This window comes from Pedobacter sp. 22163 (assembly GCF_052045595.1).
Taxonomy (GTDB): domain Bacteria; phylum Bacteroidota; class Bacteroidia; order Sphingobacteriales; family Sphingobacteriaceae; genus Pedobacter.
In genome coordinates, this window is sequence record NZ_JBQEPM010000004.1 from 528,016 (window position 1) to 549,500 (window position 21,485).

The window sequence follows — 21,485 nt, forward strand, 5'->3', positions numbered from 1 at the left end:
ATTTTTCAATCTGTTTATAAAGGATGGATATCGCAGGCATGTAATGGCCTCTCACCGTTACCCTACATGCAAAAATAACCGCAGTACCTCCCAATGGCCTTATTTAACCAATATGCAAAGGCAGGTTAATGATTTATTTGAGGCTACCCAAAAGAAGTTGCTATCTACCTTAGTTAAAAACATAAGATTTAAAGCTGTTGATAGAATATTTGGTAGGTTTTAAAGAAGTTAAACATTTTGTTTAAAAATCTTTTTCAACCTGTTTGCCTGATCTTCTGGTGAAAGTGGTTAACGTTTAAACTAAACTTTATGGAGAAGATCAAGGTCTTTTTAATTCACGATTATGATGCATTAACAGATAATGTCGAATCCATCCTTAGTGAGTCGGAAAGTATTGTTGTTGGTAAGGCCAATTCTGCAGCACTTGCCGAACAATTGATCAGGGCTAAAATGCCGGATATTGTAATTGCCGATGTGAGCGTTAACGAGAAGGTCGGAGCTGATTTAACTAAACTGATTAGAAGAGAATTCCCCAAAATTAAAATTATTGCACTTTCTATGCAGGATGATTTTATGAATATTTCAAAAATGATCAAGTCTGGAGCAACGGGTTACCTTTTAAAAAGTGTAAAGTTTCACGAACTGCATAAAGCAATTAATAAGGTTATGCTTGGCGAAACCTATATCCAAAATTCCATTACCGCTAAATTTATTAATGGTTACCAGCGTGAAAACCATACGGAAGAAGTAAATATTTTATCACCTCGGGAAGTAGAAATTATTAGGTTGATTGCCAAAGAATACACTTCTGCAGATATTGGCAAGATGTTATTTATTTCGGAACATACAGTAGAAACCCATCGTAAAAATATATGGCGTAAAACCGGTGTTAAATCAATTGTTGGTTTGCTGAATTTTGCGCACGAGCACCAGCTGATTTAATAAAGACCTTATGATTTTTAAAGTTAAGCGGTCTTTTTTGGCTTTAATAACTATGGATCTGCAAGCTATTAGAAGAATTGAAACGATAGATCAATCTGAAAATTAAATCCAATCTTTAAAAGGGCTAACTGTTAGGTTGGAATTATAATATTTTTCTTCTTCGGTGACCTCTCTGCTTACCCAGTCTGGAAGATCGAATGTTTCGTCCTCACTTTCAAGTTCAATTTCGGCAACAATCAGGCCATTATTATCACCTAAAAATACATCTACTTCCCAAAGTTTGCCGCTAAACGGAATTTCGTAACGGGTTTTCGAAAGCTCAGATAAGGAGAAATTATCCAATAATTGTGTGGCCTCGGCAACTGGGATTTCATATTCGTATTCCATTCGCGTAGCTCCTATTGTTTGACCTTTTATGGTTAAAAAGCCTTTGGTTTCTGTTGCTCTTACGCGTATGGTTTTATCTTTATCCGTAAGGAGATAGCCTTGCCTAAAAAGCTTTCCCTCAGGTTTGCTCAGATCATCCCACTTCTGCTGATCGATCAAAAATTTACGCTCTATTTCTTTACCCATTATTTGGAGAGTTGTGCTAAAATATTCATCGCTGCCTCATTATCTTTCACATTCACAAATATATGGTCGTGATAGTAGCCCGCGATTACGTTGCAGCTTATACCTTTTTCGGCCAGTGCAGCTGAAAATGCTGCTGTTAAACCTACGGCTTCTAAAGAAGAGTGCACCGTTAATGTGATCCAAGAAGCGATAAAAGTATAGTCAAGACCCAAATGATCTGCAATTTCTTTTTTTAAGACCACCGTGGTTGCCTCCTGCTCTTTGAATAAACAAATTGCCAGGTTGATATCTATTGTATTTTGATGATCAACCTTACAAAATACAAATTCGCCTGGGTTGTGCACTGGCTTCATTGTTTTTAACAATTTTGCTAAACTTTTTTCCCCCGTCATTTATCTTGCCCTTTTCTGTAAATCAGCGATAGGCATACTAATCAATCTTCCGATGGGTTGTTTACCGCGATAGGTAATTACACGTAACATACTAGCATCTTTTGGTACCTGTAGTGCGGCTGTGTATTTCGGGTAAAAGCGGTCGGGAGTAGAATTGTCGAAGCTATAGTAGATATCCAAACCATCTATTTCTGTGGTTAATTCGATCATTAACTGTTTATCTGCACTGCGTTTTACTGTAAAAATAGGATCGTAAATAGCTGGCGAGTATTTAATCTCTGCGAAATCTAATCGTTTGAAATGCTGTTGTGTACGATCAACGAAATTTGTCCAGCTTTTCTTTTCAATCGGACTCCAGATCGATTCTGAAATGGCAAATGCACGTGGCCAAACCATATATTCTACCTGGCGGAAAGTAAATACCTGTTCTGTCCAAAGGTTGGCCTGTGCACCAATGACATATTGCGCATTAACGCCCGCTGGAATAGGGTTAAACTGATAGGCTTTATTTAACCTCAACGAGGCATAAACTTTTGGTTCGGTAATCTGATCTGCTTGCATATAATCCAGATAGGCAAAATCAGTCGGACTCATTACCACATTGTGTTTTTCGTTCGCTGCCTGGATACCATATTTCATTCCTCTCCAGCTCATCACGGCTGCTGTTGGCGATACACCACCCTCAAGGATTTCGTCCCAGCCCATAAACTTTTTACCTTTTGAAATCACGATCTGCTCTACACGTTTTTCAAAATAAGCCTGGACCTGAGGAATGGTTTTTAAACCTTCGCGAAGCATTAAGGCTTTAACCTGGTCGTTCTTTTCCCAGAAATTATGAGGAGCTTCATCGCCACCCATGTGGATGTACTCAAAAGGAAAAAGTTTAGCTACCTGGGTAAGTACCGAATCTAAGAACACATAAACTTTTTCATTTGCCGGGCAAAGCGTATTGTCAACTAGAGCTGTTGGTGGGGCACCACGGCTCCAATCCATTATTTTCTCGCCTGAACGTACTTTGTAATTAACCGCATCGGGTGTGCAGGATAATTCAGGGTAAGAAGCGATAATAGCTAAACTATGCCCCGGAACATCGATTTCTGGTAATATGTTTACAAAACGTTCTTGTGCATACTGAACAAGTTCTTTAATATCTTCTTGTGTATAAAAACCACCATAAGTACGGGGCTCATCTGGAGTTGGAGGGGTAAAATCGCCAAAAGTCCCGGTTTTTTTAACGCTCCAGGCACCTACTTCGGTTAATTTAGGTAAGCCTTTAATTTCGATTCTCCAGCCTTCATCATCAGCGAGGTGCAGATGCAACAGGTTAAATTTATAACGGACCATATCGTCGATAAACTGCTTTACCTCCTGTTTGGTGAAAAAGTGGCGGGCAACATCGAACATTAAACCTCTCCATCCTAATTTCGGATAATCTAGCACATCAACACAAGGTGCCTTCCATTTAATATCTTTCACCAGTTCCTTGCTTTCTATTTCGGCCGGGAAAAGTTGAAGCAACGACTGAACGCCATAAAAAATACCTGCAGGCTGGTTAGCTGTAATTACAACCTGAGTAGGATTAACATTTAATTTGTAACCTTCTTTACCTAACTGTGCATCTTCTTGTGTATTAAGGATTAGTTTGATGGTAGGATGGCTCGAATTGCTCACTGTGCTTACAAATTTGCCTGTAGCAGTAGTGATCCGATCAGAAAGGTAAGCGATAGATTGTTTTAATTCTCCACTCTTAAGGGTCTGGATGGTTACATTTTCTGGCAAGGTAAAAGTACCTGCCTTTTTCATTAAGGATACCGGTTCGGGGATGATGGCAATTGGTGTTTGCATAACCGCGCTTTCGGAATCGCCGATTTCAGTTTCTGTAACAATTGATTGAGCGAAGGTATTGGCTGCAAAAAAACAGCAGAAGATAATCAGGAATAATTTTTTCATTAAAATAATTAAAGCGGGTTAACCGAATAAGTATAATCTGCAATTTATTAAAAAAGATTTTAATAGGAGGTATTTATGTGGAAGGAAATGTATAAAAGAAGAGCGTGGAGCGCATAGCGTTTGGTTTGGATAAAATCGTTATTGAATTTATGGCATTATGAGAAATTTGCCAGTCTAAGCAGAGTCGAAGACTTAACTACAAAGTTCACAGAAACACAAAGGAATATAGCCCTAAGTGATGAGCTCAGTTGGAGTGATGACGGAAGACATAAAATAAAACTGCAAATTAATATGGCATAACTATTTTTGTCATTCTGAACACAGTAAAGAATCTTTTAGAATAAAATAGTGTTGTTTACTTGTTCTTTTTGAGACTATTTTGCCTCAAATCCTTTTAATATCGTTTCAATAACACTATATAAAACTCCCGTATTCCAGTCATCTAAATAACTATATCCTTTATTGATATTTGATGGATCTTGTTTTGAAAAGATGGCAAAATAAGTGCGGTAATTTTTGGTGCCTACATCAGGCCAAAGCAACGACTTTTCTTCTTCGTTAATAAATTTTGTGGATCTAATTTTGATGCCAGCTTCATCGAAAGTCACATTTGCCACAATGAACGGTGTTTTTTGACTAAACAGCGCTAAATAATGGTCCACTAACCCATCGAAATAGCTTTCCCATAGTTTGTTCAATATTTCGGCATATTGATTATACAAATGGACTTTATTGATGCCATAATAAGAACCGAAACTTATTTTGATCATTTCCCCATCGCTGTTCCTAATCAATAATTGATACTTTCTCCCTACGATAAATTCAAATCCTCTAATCCATTTAATTCCAAAACGGTATTCTAACGGCTCTTCTGTAGATAAATCAGTTATTGTGGGAACTGATAATTTTTGATTACCAAATAGTATTGATTGTGGCGTAAATAATAAATTTTTAGGCTTTCGGTCAAAATAGCTCTTTTTAATTAACCAATTCTTTTGATTGCTATCTGGAGTGATCATGCATTAAATTTATAAATGGTGTAATAGCAAATTTTAGTCTTCTGATTCTACTTTTTTTTGGTTAAATTTCTTAATAAGAGTTGTTAACATAGTTTTTCCTTTTTCCATACGTCTGATTTTTCCAGTATTTTCATCAATGAAATAGTCGATTACCCGCTGGCTGTACTTTTCCTTTCTGAAGATTTCTATGAGATCTGAAATAAGTGTGGCAGGTGTACCAAAAAGGCCTGGCCTCGACCACCAGCCTAAGGCAAGTGTGGTGAGCATACTCTTTAAACGAAAACTTTTTGCACATGTTGAACATATGATTTGAAGTTTTTGTTCATGATTATACCAAATCAGATAGGATATTATCGTATTAAAGGTATAGCCATATAATTCGTTTTCATTGTTACAATGGGTACAAACAGAATTCTTGATCTCGTTAATTAAGTTCGTTCTTTCTATTCCCTCGTAAAAGTTAGTTTCTTCTGCTACAAATTTGATCAGTTTAGTATCTAAATTCCTTTTTATGATTTCATCGTTCAATAAGACTACAACTTCTTTTCGTAATCCATTAGCCTCTGAAATAATTTTTAGAATTGTAGCATCATCATACTTTTCATAGTTTTTGCGGATGTCTTCTAAGGGGATCATTGTATCTTCTCCTTGTAAAGTGTATCGGCAAGTTTAATGGTTTGATCAATTTTGTATGATAAATTTAAAATAGATTTATTGCTTGGTAGATTTTCTTTCTGATATTTTTCTATTAATGGTAGTGTTCTAGAAATTTTTAAAGCTAGCGATAAGTCGTTAAGTGAGGATGTTTTAGTTTCTATCGAACGGGCTAATTTCTTGTATTGAAGAGTTCTTGCCTTATATGCTTCCATATTTTTAGCGATTAAAGCCGTTAAGGTTTTTCTTAAAACGGAGTCTTTAATTTCTTTTACATGGGCATTTGCTGAGACAAAATAATCTTGGTTTTTTTCGTCGTAGCTATTGAATTTTTTTAAGGAGTCGCTTCTGCCATTTTCAATTTCCCTAATGTTATCATCAACTTTTTTTAATGCTAAATCTTTAGCTATTATTTCAGCATAAAGGTTGTCGATCAGGTCTTCTCTGCCCCGCTTTGAAACGATATTATAAGATTCTTCATCTGCCAGTGCAGTAGGGGTGTCATCTTTACTTTTTGTAGGCCTTTCTGCATCTTTGCAGGAAAATGCGGTACAGATTAAAAGACAATATGCGATGTTTTTTTTCATGAGCGTTAATTATCAGTGAATTTAATAAAGTAGCATTAAACGCCTTGAAAATATTGTTTTTTGTTGTAAAAACCTAGGTAATTAACCAAAGCAATTATATTATTAAAGTTTAAACTACAAAAACTTTTTCAACCATTCCATAGCTTTTTCATCGTCCGTAAATGATTTCATTGGGATGGGTGGAATTTGAAACTTAAAAAGAATTTTCATAATCAGTTGAGCTAAACCGGGTTTCGAAACCATCGCCATAGCCGTATAAATTTGAGGCAATTGCTCAGTAGAGAACCTTCGTGTTTCTTTGTCTGGAACAGGAGAATTTTTTAAGTAAATTAACAGTGGGACTTTCTTATTCCCCGTAATTTTCTTCACCAGTTCAACATTGGCCGCAATATTTTCTACTGTACGTAAAACGCTTTTACTGTACGAAATAAGTATTCCATCATCTGTTAACAAATAATCGGCAATTTCGCCTTCAATAAGTTGTTTGTCGCTATCGTTTTCCATTTATTATCCCCTTAAATGATAGCCTTTTGGTTTAGTAAAAGCCCTTAATCCCTGATGTGATAGGGTTGCACCAATACCCGAATATTTTCTTCCACTCCATGGCAGTGCTGCACTCACCCGATCGCAGCAATTCCAATAACCCGAACCCGCGTCAAGCTGAGATAGTATTTTTTCAGCCCTTGTCTGATCGGCTGTATAAACCGATGCTGTTAAGCCATAATCTGTATCTTTCATCATATTTAAGGCCTCTTCATCGTCTTTCACCTTCATAATTCCGATAATCGGTCCGAAACTTTCTTCCTGCATTACCAGCATATCATTGGTAACATCTGTTAGCACTGTTGGTTCAAAATAATAGCCCTTTCCCTCAATGGCCTTTCCGCCAGTTAATAATGTTGCACCTTTGCTTAAGGCATCCTTAATTTGGTTTTCCAATACCAAAATCTGCTCTTTCCGTGTTAAAGCACCAATATATACGCCATCGGTTGTTGGTTGGCCCATTTTCCAGCGCTTAACTTCGGTAACAAAGGCATTTAAGTAATTTTCGTAATTTTTCTCATGCACATAAATGCGCTCAACTGAACAACAACTTTGTCCGTTATTGTAAAAAGCGCCATCAGCCGTACCAACTGCAGCAGAAGCAACATCGGTTACATCTTCGGCAATGTACAACGGATCTTTTCCTCCTAACTCTAATTGGCAGGGAACCATTTTCGACGCCACTTTCTCGTAGATGAATTTTCCCGTTTTATAAGATCCAGTAAAGAAATAGCCATCAAAACCCATCTCTAATAATGCGGTTCCCGTTTCTTTTGCGCCAATAGCGATATGGAAGATATCTTCAGGTACCCCAGCCTTTTTTAACATTTTTTCAATCTCGATTCCAGTTAATGTGGCATATTCTGAGGGTTTGTACATTACAGCATTGCCACTCAGTAAAGCTGGGATAAAAACATTCACGCCAACCAGATAAGGATAATTCCAGGCGGAGATATTACAAACTACACCCAGAGGCTCGTATTTAATGATTTCTTTGAGTCCTGGTTCATCGGTCATTATTTCATCGGCCAGGTATTTTTCGGCATTGGTCAACATCCATTTGATGCGGGCTCTTGCACCATTAATTTCGTTGTGCGATTGTTGGAGCGGCTTGCCTACTTCGCTGGTTAATACCGATGCCAATTCTTCTATGCCAGTTTCCAGTAAATCACTAAACCGGGCAATAACCGAAACCCTTTCGCTAAGGGATTTGTTGGCCCACTGTGGTTGAGCTTTTTTTAAAGTATCTAATTTAGTTTGAAGCGTAGAGGAGTTATCTTCCGCTAAACTGGTAATAATTTCTTCTGTTGCCGGGTTGATGATCTGCATGTTATTCATTTTCTTACCACAGATTTTTACAGATGAACACAGATTTTTAAAAAGGGTTTAGGACTAACAACCTAAATTAGCTTAATGATTACAATCTGTGTTTATCCTTTTTATCTGTGGTTGATATTTAATTTTATCGCATTAATAAAAGCCTCGTGTATGTTTTTGCTAAAGGGTCCTTGCTGGTCTTTTAACCGTTCAGGGTGCCATTGTACAAATAACAAAAAGGATTTTCCTTCCGGTTCCATCCGCTCCATGGCTTCTGTAACACCATCTGGTGATATTGCGCTCACCACCAAACTTTTCCCTGTTTTATCGGTGCTTTGGTGATGGTTACTGTTCACTAGGCCTTTATCTGTATTCACAATCTGGTTCAGCCACGAGGAAGGATTGATGATGATTTCGTGATATCGGTCTGATTTATCGTGCATTTTTGAATGATCGAATTTTCCCCAGGTTGGGATATCAGGGATTAAAGTTCCACCAAAAAATACGTTGCCCACTTGCATGCCCCTGCAAATACCCAAAACAGGAACAGAATTGGCTTCAGTATAGGTTAAAACCTTAAATTCAAACTCGTCGCGTTTTTCATCAATATCATCATCATAACAGTAAGGATAATATTCAGGCAGATTGTAAAACCGGGGATGAACATCTTCACCTCCTGTTAAAACGATCCCATTGCATTTTCTGATCTCGTCGAAATTATTGAGTTTGTACCCGAGCTGGATTACCTCCACATTTTTGTTATAGGATAAAACCCAATCCCGGTAGATGTCGAATTTGCTACAGTCGGTAACACCAATTATTATTTTATCAGACATATTAATTAATTCCACTGATTTATCTTTTTTCCTTCGGGTAGATTACACCTATTTTTCCTTCGGGGATGATTACACCGGTTTTTAGATTACACTGATTTTAATGGTTTAGTAATCCTAAAATCACGTAATCTTTTAATCCTATTTTAAAGTGCGGTTAAATACAATTGTTTAAAATCTTCTCTGCTTACCGGTTTAGGATTATTTGGATGTGCAAAATCTGCAAAGGCTAAATCGGCAAGTGTTTCTATATGTTCATTTTTAACGCCAATATCACTCAATTTATGCGGAATATTCACTTTCGTATTTAAATCGAACAGATATTTTACAACAGCTTCACCATTTTCATCTTTGAGATCCAACGTACGGGCAATTTTTTTAAAACGATCTTCAAAACCAGCAATATTAAACTGCATACCGTAAGGAATATTCACTGCATTAGCCAACCCGTGATGAGTGTCTAACAACGAAGAAAGCGGATGTGCCAGCGAATGTACTACACCCAAACCTTTTTGAAAAGCAATTGCGCCCATCATCGAAGCCATTAACATTTTACTACGACTTTCTAAATCGGGATTGTTAGTTGCCCGTTCCAAAGAATCTTTGATCAATGAAATTCCCTCTAGTGCAATTCCATCACACATGGGGTGGAAATTTTTAGCTAAATAAGCTTCCATGTTGTGTGTTAAGGCATCCATGCCAGTTGCTGCTGTAATAAATGGGGGTAAATCCATAGTGAGTTCGGGATCTGCAAATACGATCTGCGCCATTAATTTGGGCGAGAACAGAATTTTTTTCTGGTGGGTTTCATCGTCGGCAATAATTGCACTGCGGCCAACTTCACTTCCTGTGCCGGATGTGGTTGGAATGGTGATAAAATGTGGAACATCGTTCGTTACGTAGATATCGCCGCCGATTAAATCATCATACTTGAATAAATCCTCGCGGTGATTAACTCGGAGTACAATTGCACGGGCAACATCCAAAGCTGCACCACCACCAATGCCAACAATACTGTCGCGATTGGTGGCATCCCAAACATCAGTACCTTTGTAAACATCGCTTTTTACCGGGTTTTTGTGGATGTCGCTAAAAACCTCTACAGCAATACCCTTTGCCTTTAAATCTTCAACAATGGTTTTAAAAAAAGGAAGTTGGGCGATGGTAGGGTCGGTTACAATTAATGGTGCCTTTAAATTGTTCTTGCTTAAGTAGGCGGGCAACTCTTTTACTGCGCCAGCGCCAAAACGGATGGTTGTTGGGAAATTAAACTGATGGATTTTATCAAATATCATGACAATTGTTTTTATTTTTTTCTCGAGTTTGCGTCATGCTGTCCCGATTAATCGGGATCAGCATCTATCCTGCAGAGGTTCTGAACCAAGTTCAGAATGATGACTATTAACGTTAAATAATTTCTAAATACCTTTTCAATTCCCAATCGGTTACTACTTTAGCATATTGCTTGCATTCCCATTCGCGGGTCATCGTAAAATGATCAACGAAATCCCCGCCCAATAATGTTTTGGCCAGATCAGAATTTTTCATCTTTTGTGTTGCTTCAAATAAATTACGCGATAATGAGCCGTTCGATAAATCGGTATATCCGTTTCCTTTGGTGGCCGGTTGTTCGAGTTTTAATTTATTTTTAACACCGTACATTCCGGCAGCTAAACAGGCCGAAAGTGCTAAATAAGGATTGGTATCCGAACCCACTATCCGGGTTTCTAAACGCGATGCCTTTTTGCTTCCTGGTAACGCACGTAATGCTGTTGTACGGTTATCGATTCCCCAGGTTGCCGTAGTTGGTGCCCATGCGCCTTCAACTAAGCGTTTATAACTGTTTATAGTAGGGGCAATCATTGGTAAAAGGTATGGGAGGCAATGCAACTGACCAGCGATATAACTTTTCATTATTTCGCTCATTTTATCTGCATCTTTTTCATCATAAAATAAATTGATCTTTTTGTCTGCATCCCAGAGGCTTTGGTGCACATGGCCACTGCACCCCGGTAAGTTTTCGCTTATTTTGGCCATAAATGTGGCAAGGATACCATGTTTATAGGCGATTTCCTTTACGGCTGTTTTAAATAATATCGCTTGATCAGCAGCTTGTAAGGCAGGAGCATATTTTATAGCAGCTTCGTAAACCCCGGGCCCGGTTTCAGTATGCAAACCTTCAATCGGGATATCGAATTTATTTAGCAGTTCGAACAGATCGCTCATAAACTCATTTCGGTAGGTGCTCCTCAAAATGGAATAACCAAACATGCCCGGACTTAAAGGTTTTAAATTAACGAAACCTTTTTCCTGGATTGTCTCTGGCGTTTCCAAAAAATTGAACCATTCAAATTCCTGTGCAAAAAGCGGCGAAAATCCTTCACTTTCGCACTGGGTAATTATTTTTTTTAACAATTGTCTCGGGCAGACAAAATTTGCCTGATCCTGATCGTCAATAAAATCGCCCAAAAAGAATGGTACATCATTTTCCCATGGGATTTTTCGGAACGTGGTCAGATCGATTTTAACCTGTGCATCTGGATAGCCGGTATGCCAACCTGTATATTTTCCATTTTCATACGCCACATCACCTGCATCCCAACCAAAGGTAACATCACAGAAACCCAATCGGCCTTCAACCAGTGATGCGAATTTTTCGGCGGCTACATATTTCCCCCTTAAAATACCGTCGATATCGGCAACAGCTAATTTTACTTTTCCAGAGGGATGATTTTTAACGTAATCCAGAATTTCTTTGCTCGTACTCATTAATCTGCCTTTTTAAATATTTTATATAGAAGAAATATGCCCAAAACAATTCCCGAATAAATTAATCCCAATTTAAGATTATAAATCAGCATTGCGATGAAAGAAACGCAGGAAATAACTAATGCAATAATGGGAAATAACGGATAAATTGGCGTTTTGAAAGGTCTTACCATTGCCGGTTTGTTTTTCCTAAGTACCATTACCGCAATCATCGAGATGATGTATAAAGTTAATGCGCCAAATACAGAAATGATAATAATTTCGGCAGTTTTACCTGATAAAAGTGCGATGATACCAATCACCGCATTGCCAATTAATGCATTTGCGGGTGTTTGAAATTTAGGAGAAATTTTTCCAAGGACAGCTGGGATACTTTTAACCCGCCCCATCTCGTAAGTAGAACGACCAGCTGCTAAAACCAATCCATGGAAGGAGGCTACCAAGCCAAATAACCCAACCGTGATGAGTAAATGATACATCAGGTGGTTGTCGCCTGTGATCATCGAAAGGGCAAGTGGTAAAGGCGAATCAGAGGTTTCGCCCGATTTTCCGTTTTTATATACAATGGCTTCCCAACCTCCAATGCCAATGGTGGAGATAAAAACAAGCACACATAAAACAACCAATGTAAATATGCCCCAGCCAAAGCCCTTGCTAATATCCCGTTGTGGGTTCTTGGTTTCTTCGGCTACATTTGCAACGCCTTCAATACCCAGGAAGAACCAGATGGCAAAAGGGATGGCAGCAAAAACCCCGCTCCAACCATTCGGAAAATTGTTATGGACTAGGTTTTCTGCATGAAATTTAGGCAATGTAATGCCTGAGAACAATAACAGCTCGCCAACAGCCAAAATGGTAATAATTACTTCGAACGAAGCCGCGGCTTTTACACCGTATATATTTAAGGCAGTAAAGATAAAGTACACCGCAATTGCACTGGTGAGAATGGGTACCTGCGGAAAGAAGGCATTAAAATAAGCGCCAATGGCAAATGCAATGGCGGGTGGTGCAAATATAAATTCGACCATTTGGGCAATACCGGCAATAAAACCGATGTTTTTGCCCAATGCTGTATTGGCATAATCGAAAACACCACCAGCCTTTGGTATGGCACAAGCCAGTTCGGCATAGCTAAAACTAAAGGTAACATACATCACCATAATGGCAACAGTGGCAATGGCCATACCCAGTGTACCGCCTTTTTCAAGGCCTAAGTTCCAACCGAAATACATTCCCGAAATCACATACCCTACACCAAGCCCCCATAACATAAAAGGGGTGAGTGTTTTCTTTAAGCTATCTTTTTGTTCCATTGGCAGGATTTACAAGATTGAAATAGGTTTATATTATTTGCTCGAAAATGATAAACTATTAGCCTCGGTATCTGATGTTTAAAGTAGCAATTATTTTTTGGTTAAGGAGATAATATATTCGTTTTTGGTTAAAAATAAAAAACCAATGCCTGAGCATTGGTTTCAATAAAATTCGTTAAGAATAAGCTGTTTTGGTTATTCCGAATCGCGGTTTTTATTCACGATCTGGCTGTCTCTCGTATTTTTCTGCACTGTAATGGCACCAAACAACGAGAGTAAAAAGGCAAAGGCATAAAATCCTTTTTCGCTGGGCAGCAAAGTGGCATTCCACAAACCGATTACCAATAAAGTAATGGTTAAAAGCGTAGAAAACCAGCTGATGCCGTAGTAAATTTCAGTAACAGGAATTCCTTCCAATTTATCGCGAACAGCTTTTTGTAAAGAGATTACGGCAAAAAGGCCAAACATCAATACGGTAAAATAATATCCTTTTTCATTAAGAAGCATATCAGAACGCCACAGGCCTACAATAAAGCCGATCATTCCGATACCTAATGCAATCCAGGCAGCTGCCACGAATGCATTCGATGGTTTTTGATTCATTGTTTTGAGATTTAATTTAATTCAATAGACAACGCTAAAGATTGGCAAAAGGTATAAAAATTAAAAGACAGTATCTTAAATTATTTTGGAAGACTATTACTTTGGGTATAAAAAATCAAACAAAATCCCACTCTTTTGCATTGTAGCTGTATAATCTTATCTTAGTTATATGCAAACATTGCTTACTTCTGCTCAAATGCGTAGTGCCGATCAGTTTACCATTGCTAATAAACCAATAGCATCAATCGATCTGATGGAAAAAGCTGCGAGGGCTTTTGTTCAAACTTTTTTAAGAGATGAGTTCGATACGAATAAAAGCGTTGCTATATGCTGTGGGAAGGGAAATAATGGAGGAGATGGATTAGCCATTGCCCATTTGCTTATTGCTAACGGATATGAGAATATAAAAGTTTACATCATCAACTTCAGTAAAAAACAAAGCGACGATTTTGCCATCAACCTACAGCGGATTGAGGAAACGAGATGCAAAAAAACGATCATCAACCAGGTTTCTGATTTAAAGAACCTGAAAGCCGATTTAATTATCGACGCCATTTTAGGCTCTGGTTTAAATAAACCTTTAAGCGGAGAATATGAACAGCTGGTTCAGGCCATTAACAAGCTGAATAAAAAAGTGTATGCAGTTGATGTACCCACCGGTTTTTTTGCCGAAGGCAAGTTACCTAAAGATTACAACGGCATAAAAGCGTATAAAACAATTTGTTTTCAACGGCCGAAGATTAACTTTTTCTTCCCCGAGTCGGCCATGGCAACTGAAAAATATGAGGTGGTTGATATTGATCTGGATGAGACATTTATTCAAAAACAAGAGGCAGATTTCTATTTAGTGGAAGAATCTGATATTGAAAAGATGCTGAAGCCCCGAAAATTGTTCAGCCATAAAGGTACTTACGGCCACGCACTGATTATTGCTGGAAATACCAATACCATGGGTGCGGCTTTACTGTCTTCTATGGCTTGTTTACACACAGGGGCGGGATTAACCACAGCCTGTATCCCGCAAAGTGGATTAATCGCTTTAAATACAACCTTACCAGAAGTAATGGCGCTACCAAGGGACGAATACACGAGAATAGAGAATCCAAAGAAATATCAGGCCATTGCTATTGGTCCGGGTTTAGGTGCTGAAGCTGAGAATGAAAAACTGCTCGAAAGCTTGATTATGGCCAACCAAGCAATGATTATTGATGCCGATGCTTTAAATATTCTGGGTGAAAGGCCCGATCTGATCGATAAACTTGTCGCAAATAGCATTCTTACCCCACATATGAAGGAGTTCGATCGGTTATTTGGCGAACATGATAACTGGTGGGACAGGGTGCAAACGGCTATAAAACAAGCCAGAAAACAGAAGATTGTTATTGTGCTTAAAAACCAGTATACTTTTATCTGCCTGCCAACAGGTAAGGTGCTCATCAACCCTACTGGTAATCCGGCAATGGCTCAAGGGGGGATGGGGGATATTCTTACGGGCATTATTGCGGGCTTTGTAGCACAGCAACATGCCGCAGCAGATGCCGCTATTTTGGCTTGTTACATTCATGGAAAAGCGGGCGATCATTTAGCGCACGAAAACTTTGTAGTTACCGCCTCGCAGGTTGCAACCAGGGTGCCCAAAGAAATTAAAGCGCTTATATCCAATTAGTTTGTTTGTTATGTGCAGTTAGCCACAATTGTGGAGAAAAACCGGTATTAATCTACTATGCTTCTAGTTTATAATTTATAGTTTAAGGGAATATTTAAAATAACAGATATCTTAAAAACGGAAAAAAATTATTATGGCACAAAAAGAGTACACGCTGAATGAATTAATTCAGGAATCGGCAGAGAATCCAAATGAAAACGATTTTTTCGAATTAGAGAAACCTGCCATGCTGGAGGTAAATCTAAAAAATCAAAAAATATTGGCAAAAGCAGGTTCTATGGTTGCTTACATCGGAAATATTGATTTTAAAAGAGAAGGACTATTGAGCAAAGGTTTGGGCGGTTTGTTAAAGAAAGCCATATCTGGCGAAGGTACTTCGCTGATGCACGCCACAGGAACAGGTAAACTATATCTGGCCGATGAGGGCAAGAAAGTAAAGATCATCAAACTCCAAAACGAAGCGGTATTTGTAAATGGTAATGATGTATTGGCTTTAGAAGACAATATTAAAAACGAAATAAAAATGCTAAAAAGCATTGCAGGGATGATGAGCGGTGGTTTATTTCAGGTTAAATTATCGGGCAGTGGCTACATTGCCATTACCACACATGGCGAACCGATTTTATTAAGGGTTACCGGTAACCAGGCGGTGTATACCGATCCTAATGCTACAGTAGCCTGGTCTGAAAACTTAACGCCAAACATTAAAACCAATTTAACTTTCGGGTCTTTTATCGGAAGAGGAAGTGGCGAATCTTTCCAGTTAGAATTTTTTGGCGAGGGATGGGTTTTGGTGCAGCCTTACGAAGAGGTGAAGTACGCAGCGAAATCTTAATCATCGAATCGTCATTTCGACCGCAGTGGAGAGATCTTTATCAATAAAATCTCTCCATTTCGTTTACTCCTGTCAATAATATTTACATATTAAATTTACATCTATTTTTTGGAAAGCACATGCAGAAGCATTTAGGCAATTATAGCCCTGCCATTCGCTTTACCGCTCTGCGTTTGGTGTTCGCTATTGTCAGGTTTATGCTGTACAGCCATTCATTCTATTTAAGGTTGCATAGAGCAAAACCATTGTCTACCAAAGGCAGTTGAAAGGTCAAAACCCACATGCCCATTGTTCCTAAACCCGGTAGTAACGGAAATCCTTTTTATTGCTTAAAATAGATTAGACTAAACGTATTGCCTGATGTATTGAATTTGCAATAAAAAGATTGGAGTGTATAACGGGACTGCAGCACCTACGGAGTTGGAACTGTTCGTTTTCTAATATAAACATCAACGAGAAATTAATGTTATAAAAACAAAAAATCCCGACATTTTATCAATGTCGGGATTTATATAATTGATTAAATTATTTCTATTTAAACACCGCCCATTACGGTTAATTTATCCATTGTTGGGTTAACGCTTCCGCCCATAGGCTCTAAGGTTACTGCAAAAGCCTGTGCTTCCTGAATAGCCTGCATTTTTACCAATGCCTCGTTACTAGTCGAATCCGTTTTGCCGAATACGCCTAAACTTACCGGTTTGCCGTTTACCAAAGCCCATAACTGATATTGATGTGCTGCATCGGTTTTTGGTAAATCCATTGCTACATAGTTGATCAGCACACTTTTATCTTTCTTGTTCCAGTAAACTTTCATTTTCGAGTTCGGGCTAAAAGCCTGGCCAGCCATTCTGATGGTTGCCCATTCTTTGCTGTCGGCCATTGCAGCCATATTATCTAAACCCTGGTTTTCGAACTCTAATTTGCTTACTAAGCCAGCAAATTTTTGTTTATCCAGGTTCAAACTTGCAATTTGGTCGTGTGCGGCATTTAGCTTGTTATACGTAATAAACAATGCCGCTGTACTTACTACCAATAAAGCTATACAAGCAACTAAGGCGTAACGCAAAGTTCTTACTTTGGCATCACTTCCATCTAAACGTATAATTCTTGGTTCTTCTGTATAAATTGGTTCGGGTTGAACATTCACATTCTCTTCAACTTCACTTAACCCCAACTTTTCGAATAATCTTGTTTCTACATCTGCAGATGGTTCTACAGCATTTTGCATAGCATATTGCTCCATAGCTTGCTCAATGGCAGCTATTTCATCTCTTACCTCAGGGTGTTGAGATGCCATTTCCTCAACCTGCAACGCTTCTTCAGGTGATAAATCACCTAAAACGTACAGCTCAAGTACTCCAGATTCTATATATGCTTTTAAATTTTCCACGCTCAATTAAAATTCCTTCTCAATTCAATAATAGCCAACCGGATCCGGGTTTTCACCGTACCTAATGGCAGATCTAACTTTTCTGCGGCTTCCACATGAGTGAAACCCTTGTAATAAACTAAATCAAGAACTGCTTGTAGATCCGGTTTAAGGTTCTCTACAAGTTGCTTAACTCCAAGAATATCAGGATTAAACGTTACCTTGTTTTGTTCATCAACGAAACTTACGTTATTTTCTATATCTTGGTTTTTGAGTGAATTCTTAAAGTCTTTAGAACGTAGTTTGTCGATCGATAAATTGCGGGCAATGTTCATCATCCACGTAAACAAACGTCCTTTGGTATTGTCATAGTGTGCAGCAGACTGCCAGATTTTTACAAAAGTTTCTTGTAGTACATCCTCAGCAAGCTCTGTGTGGGTGATAATGCGCGAAATAACGCCATAAAGCGCTGACGAATACATGCTGTACAATGTTTTTAGAACCGCGGGATCTTTCGATTGCAGTGCTTGAACAAGTTCAGGCTCAGTTAGGGTTAATTTTTTTAATGCAGTCACTATTGGTTACTAAGATACAATACAGAACAGTAAAAGCAAAAAAATGTTTTGTAAATGCATTCCGCCAGGGAGTACGATTATAAAATATTTTAAATCCCTACTTATATAAGTGAATTATGCAATCCCCTCAATTGGAAAAAGGTGTTTTTCTGCATGATAAGATGAACGCACCAGCGGACCGCTTTCTACATACTTTAAGCCCTTAGCTAACCCAGCTTCTTTATACATTGCGAAAGTATCCGGATGGATCCAGTCTACAACTGGGTGGTGGTTACGTGTAGGTTGCAAGTATTGACCTAAAGTTAAGATATGCACACCATTGGCAACCAAATCGTCCATGGCTTCGAAAATATCTTCTTCGGTTTCGCCTAAGCCGAGCATAATGCCTGTTTTTGTTCTTAAGCCAAATTCAGAAATTCTTTTTAAAGCTTCTAAACTTCTGTCGTATTTAGCCTGGATACGCACTTGTTTGGTTAAACGCTTAACGGTTTCCATATTGTGCGAAACCACTTCTGGTCTTTCTTCTAATACGCGGTATAAATTATCCCACTGACCTTTGAAATCGGGGATTAGGGTTTCTAAAGTAGTAATTGGACTTTCTCTGCGGATAGCCTGTAGGGTTTCTGCCCAGATGATTGAGCCGCCATCTTTTAAATCATCGCGATCTACCGAAGTAATTACACAATGTTTAACACCCATTAATCTTACCGAATCGGCAATGCGGTTAGGCTCGTCAACATCAACGGCCAAAGGGCGGCCCGTGGCTACAGCACAGAAAGAACAGCTACGGGTACAGATGTTACCCAAAATCATGAAGGTTGCCGTGCCTGCACCCCAACATTCGCCCATATTAGGACAATTTCCGCTTTCGCAGATGGTATGGAGCTTGTGCGTGTCTACTAAACTGCGAACTTGTGCATATTCTTTACCAACGGGTAATTTTACACGTAACCAATCTGGTTTACGTTTTACTTCAGTTACAGCAGGTACTACCGGTAAATCAATCATGGTACAAAGTTAATGAATAGGATTGAAATGTTACAATGCAGAAATGTTTGAAGGTTGTAATAATTGGAGTGAATTGGTTAATTGTGGATTGGCTAACTTGCGAAGTCTGGCTGGGCAGGGGCTGATCTAAACTTCGCAAGTTTAGCAAGGACCTGTTTGTGGTGTCAGATGTTTCTATCTGACGCTATTGAAAAAATTAAACCACATTCGTTTCGAACGCAATCTGTCGTTTATTTTCCTTAAAGCCAAGCCGCTCGTAAAATTTGTGGCTTTCGGTGCGTTTGATGTTACACCTTACTTTTAGTTTTTTTACCTGATGCTTTTTTGCCCAAAGGTTTATATTTTCAATCAACTGCTTCCCGATTTTTAAGTTTCGGTATTTTTCATCCACAATTAAACCGCCAATTTCAATAAATGGATCAGATTCTATCCGAAGGGTGTAAAAACCATGAATCCAGCCTACTACTTCGCCATCAACTAAAGCAACAAATGCGCAGTTTTCATTATTGTTATTAATGCGTTTAATTCTTTCTGATGTTTGTTTGATGTCGCTTTCGTAACCCAATTGTGTAGAAAGCGTAGCTACGCTTTCGGCATCTTTTTCCGAAATTTCTCTGATCTGAACCATTTTTTATTGATAGATGAAGCTAAAATTAAAGATTAAATTTTGTTTTTACCGTCAAATGGTGACATCTGACAGCTCACCGCGTGCCAGGCCAACTGGAGAAGCCTCATAAGGCCAGGGGCTGGGCAGACATCGCAGGTTTAGCGATGGTTTTCAAGCCAAAAGCAGAGGAATAACCAAACTAAACCCTATTGAAGCGGCAGCCTGAGCCCCTTCGGCGAAGCTACAGCGGAAAGAGGGACTGCTTTTACCGATGAGCAGCAATTACCTTTTCTGGTGTCGGAGAAAAATCAACACTATAAATAAATTTTGCTTTACTGTTAGATGGTAATATCTCACAGCACAGATACTGCACGGAACCTGTTTATAAATGTTAGTTAAAAATCATAAGCGAAACATTGCAACTTTTAACGTTTTAACTTTCTAACTTAATATTACATTTGCAATATGAATACTGGCTTACAGCTTTATAATACGCTTTCGCGCAAAAAAGAACTTTTCCTACCCTTAAATGCACCCAATGTTGGGATGTATGTTTGCGGTCCTACTGTCTATAGTGATGTGCACCTGGGTAACTGCCGCACGTTTATATCTTTCGATTTAATTTTCAGGTATCTTAAATATGCTGGTTATAAGGTGCGTTATGTGCGTAATATTACAGATGCAGGTCACTTAGAAGGCGATAGGGACGAGGGTGATGATAAGTTTGCAAAACGTGCAAAATTAGAGCAGCTTGAGCCAATGGAAATTGTGCAGAAGTACACTTTAGGTTTCCATGATGTTATGCGTATGTTCAACACGCTGCCGCCAAGCATCGAACCAACTGCTACAGGGCACATTATCGAACAGATCGAAATGATCAAGATAATTATTGCCAACGGTTACGGTTATGAGATTGATGGCAATGTGTACTTTGATGTAGAAAAATATAGCAAAGAATATAATTATACCATTTTAACCAACCGGAATCTGGAAGATATGCTGAACAATACCCGTGAACTGGGTGGACAGGATGAGAAACGTGGAAGGTTAGATTTTGCACTTTGGATAAAAGCGAAACCAGAAACTTTAATGCAATGGCAATCGCCATGGGGCATGGGTTTTCCGGGCTGGCATATTGAATGTTCGGCCATGAGTGCTAAATATTTGGGCGCCGAATTTGATATTCATGGAGGTGGAATGGACTTAGCAGCAACACACCATACCAATGAAATTGCACAATCTGAAGCTTGCAGCCATAAACAGCCTGCCCGCTATTGGATGCACACCAATATGCTTACGGTAAACGGTACGCGGATGTCTAAATCGGCTGGTAACGGTTTTCTTCCTTTAGAGTTATTTACAGGTGATCACGCTTTATTGAAAAAAGGCTTCAGCCCAATGACAGTTAAGTTTTTCATGTTGCAGGCACACTACCGCAGTACTTTAGATTTCTCGAATGAAGCTTTAGATGCTTCTGAAAAAGGATTCCGCCGCTTAATGGCTGCTATTGGTTTGTTAGATAAGTTAACGGTTTCAGAACAGAACGATTTCGATATCGATGCATTGAAAGAGAAATGCATCCACGCGATGAATGACGATTTTAACAGTCCGATTTTGATTGCCGAACTGTTTGAAGCAGTAAGGATTATCAATACCGTTTACGATGGTAAGGGCAAAATCTCTGCAGAAGCATTAGAAAAGTTGAAGCAACTGGTTAACGATTTTGTATTCGATATATTAGGATTGAAAGATGAAGATGCCGGAGGTAACGACTTAAATGGCGTTCTGGATATGGTGATTAACTTAAGGACCGAAGCAAAAGCGAATAAAGATTACGCCACTTCCGATCGCATCCGTATTGGCTTGCAAGAGTTGGGAATCCAGCTTAAAGATGGCAAAGAGGGAACGACCTGGAGTAAAGCGTAGT

General features: G+C 38.8%; 21 protein-coding genes. 4 read left to right on the top strand and 17 right to left on the bottom strand.

Translation table 11 applies throughout. The annotated features are described in order from the left end of the window. Nucleotides 1-309 precede the first annotated feature (309 nt). Entirely contained in the window at nucleotides 310-942 is a 633-nt protein-coding gene (locus ACTJKN_RS13405; protein ID WP_440825666.1) for a response regulator, read from the top strand. A gap of 102 nt (nucleotides 943-1,044) precedes the next feature. Here ACTJKN_RS13405 and ACTJKN_RS13410 read toward each other — a convergent pair whose 3' ends face one another. The 13 genes from ACTJKN_RS13410 to yiaA all read right to left on the bottom strand — a co-directional run bounded on the left by ACTJKN_RS13410 (nucleotide 1,045) and on the right by yiaA (nucleotide 13,495). Next, nucleotides 1,045-1,515: a CYTH domain-containing protein gene (locus ACTJKN_RS13410; protein WP_440825668.1), complete on the bottom strand. Its 471-nt coding sequence runs from the start codon at nucleotides 1,513-1,515 to the stop codon at nucleotides 1,045-1,047. Further along, nucleotides 1,515-1,907, bottom strand: coding sequence for an ACT domain-containing protein (locus ACTJKN_RS13415; RefSeq protein WP_440825669.1), 393 nt, complete (start codon nucleotides 1,905-1,907; stop codon nucleotides 1,515-1,517). The genes ACTJKN_RS13410 and ACTJKN_RS13415 overlap by 1 nt, the downstream gene beginning before the upstream one ends. Next, nucleotides 1,908-3,857 carry a beta-N-acetylhexosaminidase gene (locus tag ACTJKN_RS13420; RefSeq protein WP_440825671.1) on the bottom strand — a complete coding sequence of 650 codons (1,950 nt, stop codon included), beginning with the start codon at nucleotides 3,855-3,857 and terminating at the stop codon, nucleotides 1,908-1,910. Between the two features lie 374 nt (nucleotides 3,858-4,231). Then, a complete protein-coding gene (locus ACTJKN_RS13425; RefSeq protein ID WP_440825673.1) occupies nucleotides 4,232-4,876 on the bottom strand; it encodes a hypothetical protein in 645 nt (214 codons plus the stop codon). 33 nt (nucleotides 4,877-4,909) lie between these two features. Continuing rightward, nucleotides 4,910-5,512 carry a hypothetical protein gene (locus tag ACTJKN_RS13430; protein WP_440825675.1) on the bottom strand — a complete coding sequence of 201 codons (603 nt, stop codon included), beginning with the start codon at nucleotides 5,510-5,512 and terminating at the stop codon, nucleotides 4,910-4,912. Next, a complete protein-coding gene (locus tag ACTJKN_RS13435) occupies nucleotides 5,509-6,117 on the bottom strand; it encodes a hypothetical protein (protein ID WP_440825677.1) in 609 nt (202 codons plus the stop codon). Before ACTJKN_RS13435 ends, ACTJKN_RS13430 begins: the two co-directional genes overlap by 4 nt. Before the next feature lie 114 nt (nucleotides 6,118-6,231). Next, a complete protein-coding gene (locus ACTJKN_RS13440) occupies nucleotides 6,232-6,621 on the bottom strand; it encodes an STAS/SEC14 domain-containing protein (protein WP_440825679.1) in 390 nt (129 codons plus the stop codon). Nucleotides 6,622-6,624: 3 nt separating this feature from the next. Then, a complete protein-coding gene (locus ACTJKN_RS13445; RefSeq protein WP_440825681.1) occupies nucleotides 6,625-7,998 on the bottom strand; it encodes an aldehyde dehydrogenase family protein in 1,374 nt (457 codons plus the stop codon). A 101-nt stretch (nucleotides 7,999-8,099) separates the two neighbouring features. Beyond that, nucleotides 8,100-8,813, bottom strand: coding sequence for a gamma-glutamyl-gamma-aminobutyrate hydrolase family protein (locus ACTJKN_RS13450; RefSeq protein ID WP_440825682.1), 714 nt, complete (start codon nucleotides 8,811-8,813; stop codon nucleotides 8,100-8,102). A 143-nt stretch (nucleotides 8,814-8,956) separates the two neighbouring features. After that, the gene (locus ACTJKN_RS13455; RefSeq protein ID WP_440825684.1) at nucleotides 8,957-10,105 is read right to left on the bottom strand and encodes an iron-containing alcohol dehydrogenase; all 1,149 of its coding nucleotides are present in this window, start codon (nucleotides 10,103-10,105) and stop codon (nucleotides 8,957-8,959) included. A 112-nt stretch (nucleotides 10,106-10,217) separates the two neighbouring features. Continuing rightward, nucleotides 10,218-11,579: a glutamine synthetase family protein gene (locus ACTJKN_RS13460; protein ID WP_440825686.1), complete on the bottom strand. Its 1,362-nt coding sequence runs from the start codon at nucleotides 11,577-11,579 to the stop codon at nucleotides 10,218-10,220. After that, a complete protein-coding gene (eat, locus tag ACTJKN_RS13465) occupies nucleotides 11,579-12,892 on the bottom strand; it encodes an ethanolamine permease (RefSeq protein ID WP_440825688.1) in 1,314 nt (437 codons plus the stop codon). The genes ACTJKN_RS13460 and eat overlap by 1 nt, the downstream gene beginning before the upstream one ends. A gap of 195 nt (nucleotides 12,893-13,087) precedes the next feature. Continuing rightward, nucleotides 13,088-13,495, bottom strand: a complete 408-nt coding sequence (gene yiaA, locus ACTJKN_RS13470; RefSeq protein ID WP_029278495.1) for an inner membrane protein YiaA — start codon at nucleotides 13,493-13,495, stop codon at nucleotides 13,088-13,090. A gap of 169 nt (nucleotides 13,496-13,664) precedes the next feature. Here yiaA and ACTJKN_RS13475 point away from each other — a divergent pair, with 169 nt between their 5' ends. Then, entirely contained in the window at nucleotides 13,665-15,161 is a 1,497-nt protein-coding gene (locus ACTJKN_RS13475) for an NAD(P)H-hydrate dehydratase (RefSeq protein ID WP_440825690.1), read from the top strand. 133 nt (nucleotides 15,162-15,294) lie between these two features. Then, a complete protein-coding gene (locus ACTJKN_RS13480; RefSeq protein ID WP_440825691.1) occupies nucleotides 15,295-15,996 on the top strand; it encodes an AIM24 family protein in 702 nt (233 codons plus the stop codon). A gap of 535 nt (nucleotides 15,997-16,531) precedes the next feature. Here ACTJKN_RS13480 and ACTJKN_RS13485 read toward each other — a convergent pair. From ACTJKN_RS13485 to ACTJKN_RS13500, 4 genes are all read right to left on the bottom strand, one after another. Next, nucleotides 16,532-17,389, bottom strand: coding sequence for an anti-sigma factor (locus ACTJKN_RS13485; protein WP_440825693.1), 858 nt, complete (start codon nucleotides 17,387-17,389; stop codon nucleotides 16,532-16,534). Between the two features lie 2 nt (nucleotides 17,390-17,391). Continuing rightward, a complete protein-coding gene (locus tag ACTJKN_RS13490; RefSeq protein WP_131027860.1) occupies nucleotides 17,392-17,943 on the bottom strand; it encodes an RNA polymerase sigma factor in 552 nt (183 codons plus the stop codon). 114 nt (nucleotides 17,944-18,057) lie between these two features. Then, complete coding sequence (gene lipA / locus ACTJKN_RS13495; protein ID WP_029278501.1) at nucleotides 18,058-18,951, bottom strand: lipoyl synthase; 894 nt, start codon at nucleotides 18,949-18,951, stop codon at nucleotides 18,058-18,060. Between the two features lie 196 nt (nucleotides 18,952-19,147). Then, the gene (locus ACTJKN_RS13500; RefSeq protein ID WP_440825694.1) at nucleotides 19,148-19,579 is read right to left on the bottom strand and encodes a GNAT family N-acetyltransferase; all 432 of its coding nucleotides are present in this window, start codon (nucleotides 19,577-19,579) and stop codon (nucleotides 19,148-19,150) included. A gap of 444 nt (nucleotides 19,580-20,023) precedes the next feature. Between ACTJKN_RS13500 and cysS the strand changes: the two genes are divergently transcribed. Beyond that, nucleotides 20,024-21,484, top strand: a complete 1,461-nt coding sequence (gene cysS, locus ACTJKN_RS13505) for a cysteine--tRNA ligase (protein WP_440825696.1) — start codon at nucleotides 20,024-20,026, stop codon at nucleotides 21,482-21,484. Nucleotide 21,485: the final 1 nt, after the last annotated feature.

What these genes read in the sequence shown, in the direction of transcription:
- ACTJKN_RS13410 (WP_440825668.1), bottom strand. Translation starts at nt 1,515, where the DNA reads ATGGGTAAAGAAATAGAGCGTAAATTTTTGATCGATCAGCAGAAGTGG.
- ACTJKN_RS13405 (WP_440825666.1), top strand. Translation starts at nt 310, where the DNA reads ATGGAGAAGATCAAGGTCTTTTTAATTCACGATTATGATGCATTAACA.
- eat (WP_440825688.1), bottom strand. Translation starts at nt 12,892, where the DNA reads ATGGAACAAAAAGATAGCTTAAAGAAAACACTCACCCCTTTTATGTTA.
- ACTJKN_RS13480 (WP_440825691.1), top strand. Translation starts at nt 15,295, where the DNA reads ATGGCACAAAAAGAGTACACGCTGAATGAATTAATTCAGGAATCGGCA.
- cysS (WP_440825696.1), top strand. Translation starts at nt 20,024, where the DNA reads ATGAATACTGGCTTACAGCTTTATAATACGCTTTCGCGCAAAAAAGAA.
- ACTJKN_RS13460 (WP_440825686.1), bottom strand. Translation starts at nt 11,579, where the DNA reads ATGAGTACGAGCAAAGAAATTCTGGATTACGTTAAAAATCATCCCTCT.
- ACTJKN_RS13500 (WP_440825694.1), bottom strand. Translation starts at nt 19,579, where the DNA reads ATGGTTCAGATCAGAGAAATTTCGGAAAAAGATGCCGAAAGCGTAGCT.
- lipA (WP_029278501.1), bottom strand. Translation starts at nt 18,951, where the DNA reads ATGATTGATTTACCGGTAGTACCTGCTGTAACTGAAGTAAAACGTAAA.
- ACTJKN_RS13415 (WP_440825669.1), bottom strand. Translation starts at nt 1,907, where the DNA reads ATGACGGGGGAAAAAAGTTTAGCAAAATTGTTAAAAACAATGAAGCCA.
- yiaA (WP_029278495.1), bottom strand. Translation starts at nt 13,495, where the DNA reads ATGAATCAAAAACCATCGAATGCATTCGTGGCAGCTGCCTGGATTGCA.
- ACTJKN_RS13420 (WP_440825671.1), bottom strand. Translation starts at nt 3,857, where the DNA reads ATGAAAAAATTATTCCTGATTATCTTCTGCTGTTTTTTTGCAGCCAAT.
- ACTJKN_RS13430 (WP_440825675.1), bottom strand. Translation starts at nt 5,512, where the DNA reads ATGATCCCCTTAGAAGACATCCGCAAAAACTATGAAAAGTATGATGAT.
- ACTJKN_RS13455 (WP_440825684.1), bottom strand. Translation starts at nt 10,105, where the DNA reads ATGATATTTGATAAAATCCATCAGTTTAATTTCCCAACAACCATCCGT.
- ACTJKN_RS13475 (WP_440825690.1), top strand. Translation starts at nt 13,665, where the DNA reads ATGCAAACATTGCTTACTTCTGCTCAAATGCGTAGTGCCGATCAGTTT.
- ACTJKN_RS13450 (WP_440825682.1), bottom strand. Translation starts at nt 8,813, where the DNA reads ATGTCTGATAAAATAATAATTGGTGTTACCGACTGTAGCAAATTCGAC.
- ACTJKN_RS13445 (WP_440825681.1), bottom strand. Translation starts at nt 7,998, where the DNA reads ATGAATAACATGCAGATCATCAACCCGGCAACAGAAGAAATTATTACC.
- ACTJKN_RS13435 (WP_440825677.1), bottom strand. Translation starts at nt 6,117, where the DNA reads ATGAAAAAAAACATCGCATATTGTCTTTTAATCTGTACCGCATTTTCC.
- ACTJKN_RS13425 (WP_440825673.1), bottom strand. Translation starts at nt 4,876, where the DNA reads ATGATCACTCCAGATAGCAATCAAAAGAATTGGTTAATTAAAAAGAGC.
- ACTJKN_RS13440 (WP_440825679.1), bottom strand. Translation starts at nt 6,621, where the DNA reads ATGGAAAACGATAGCGACAAACAACTTATTGAAGGCGAAATTGCCGAT.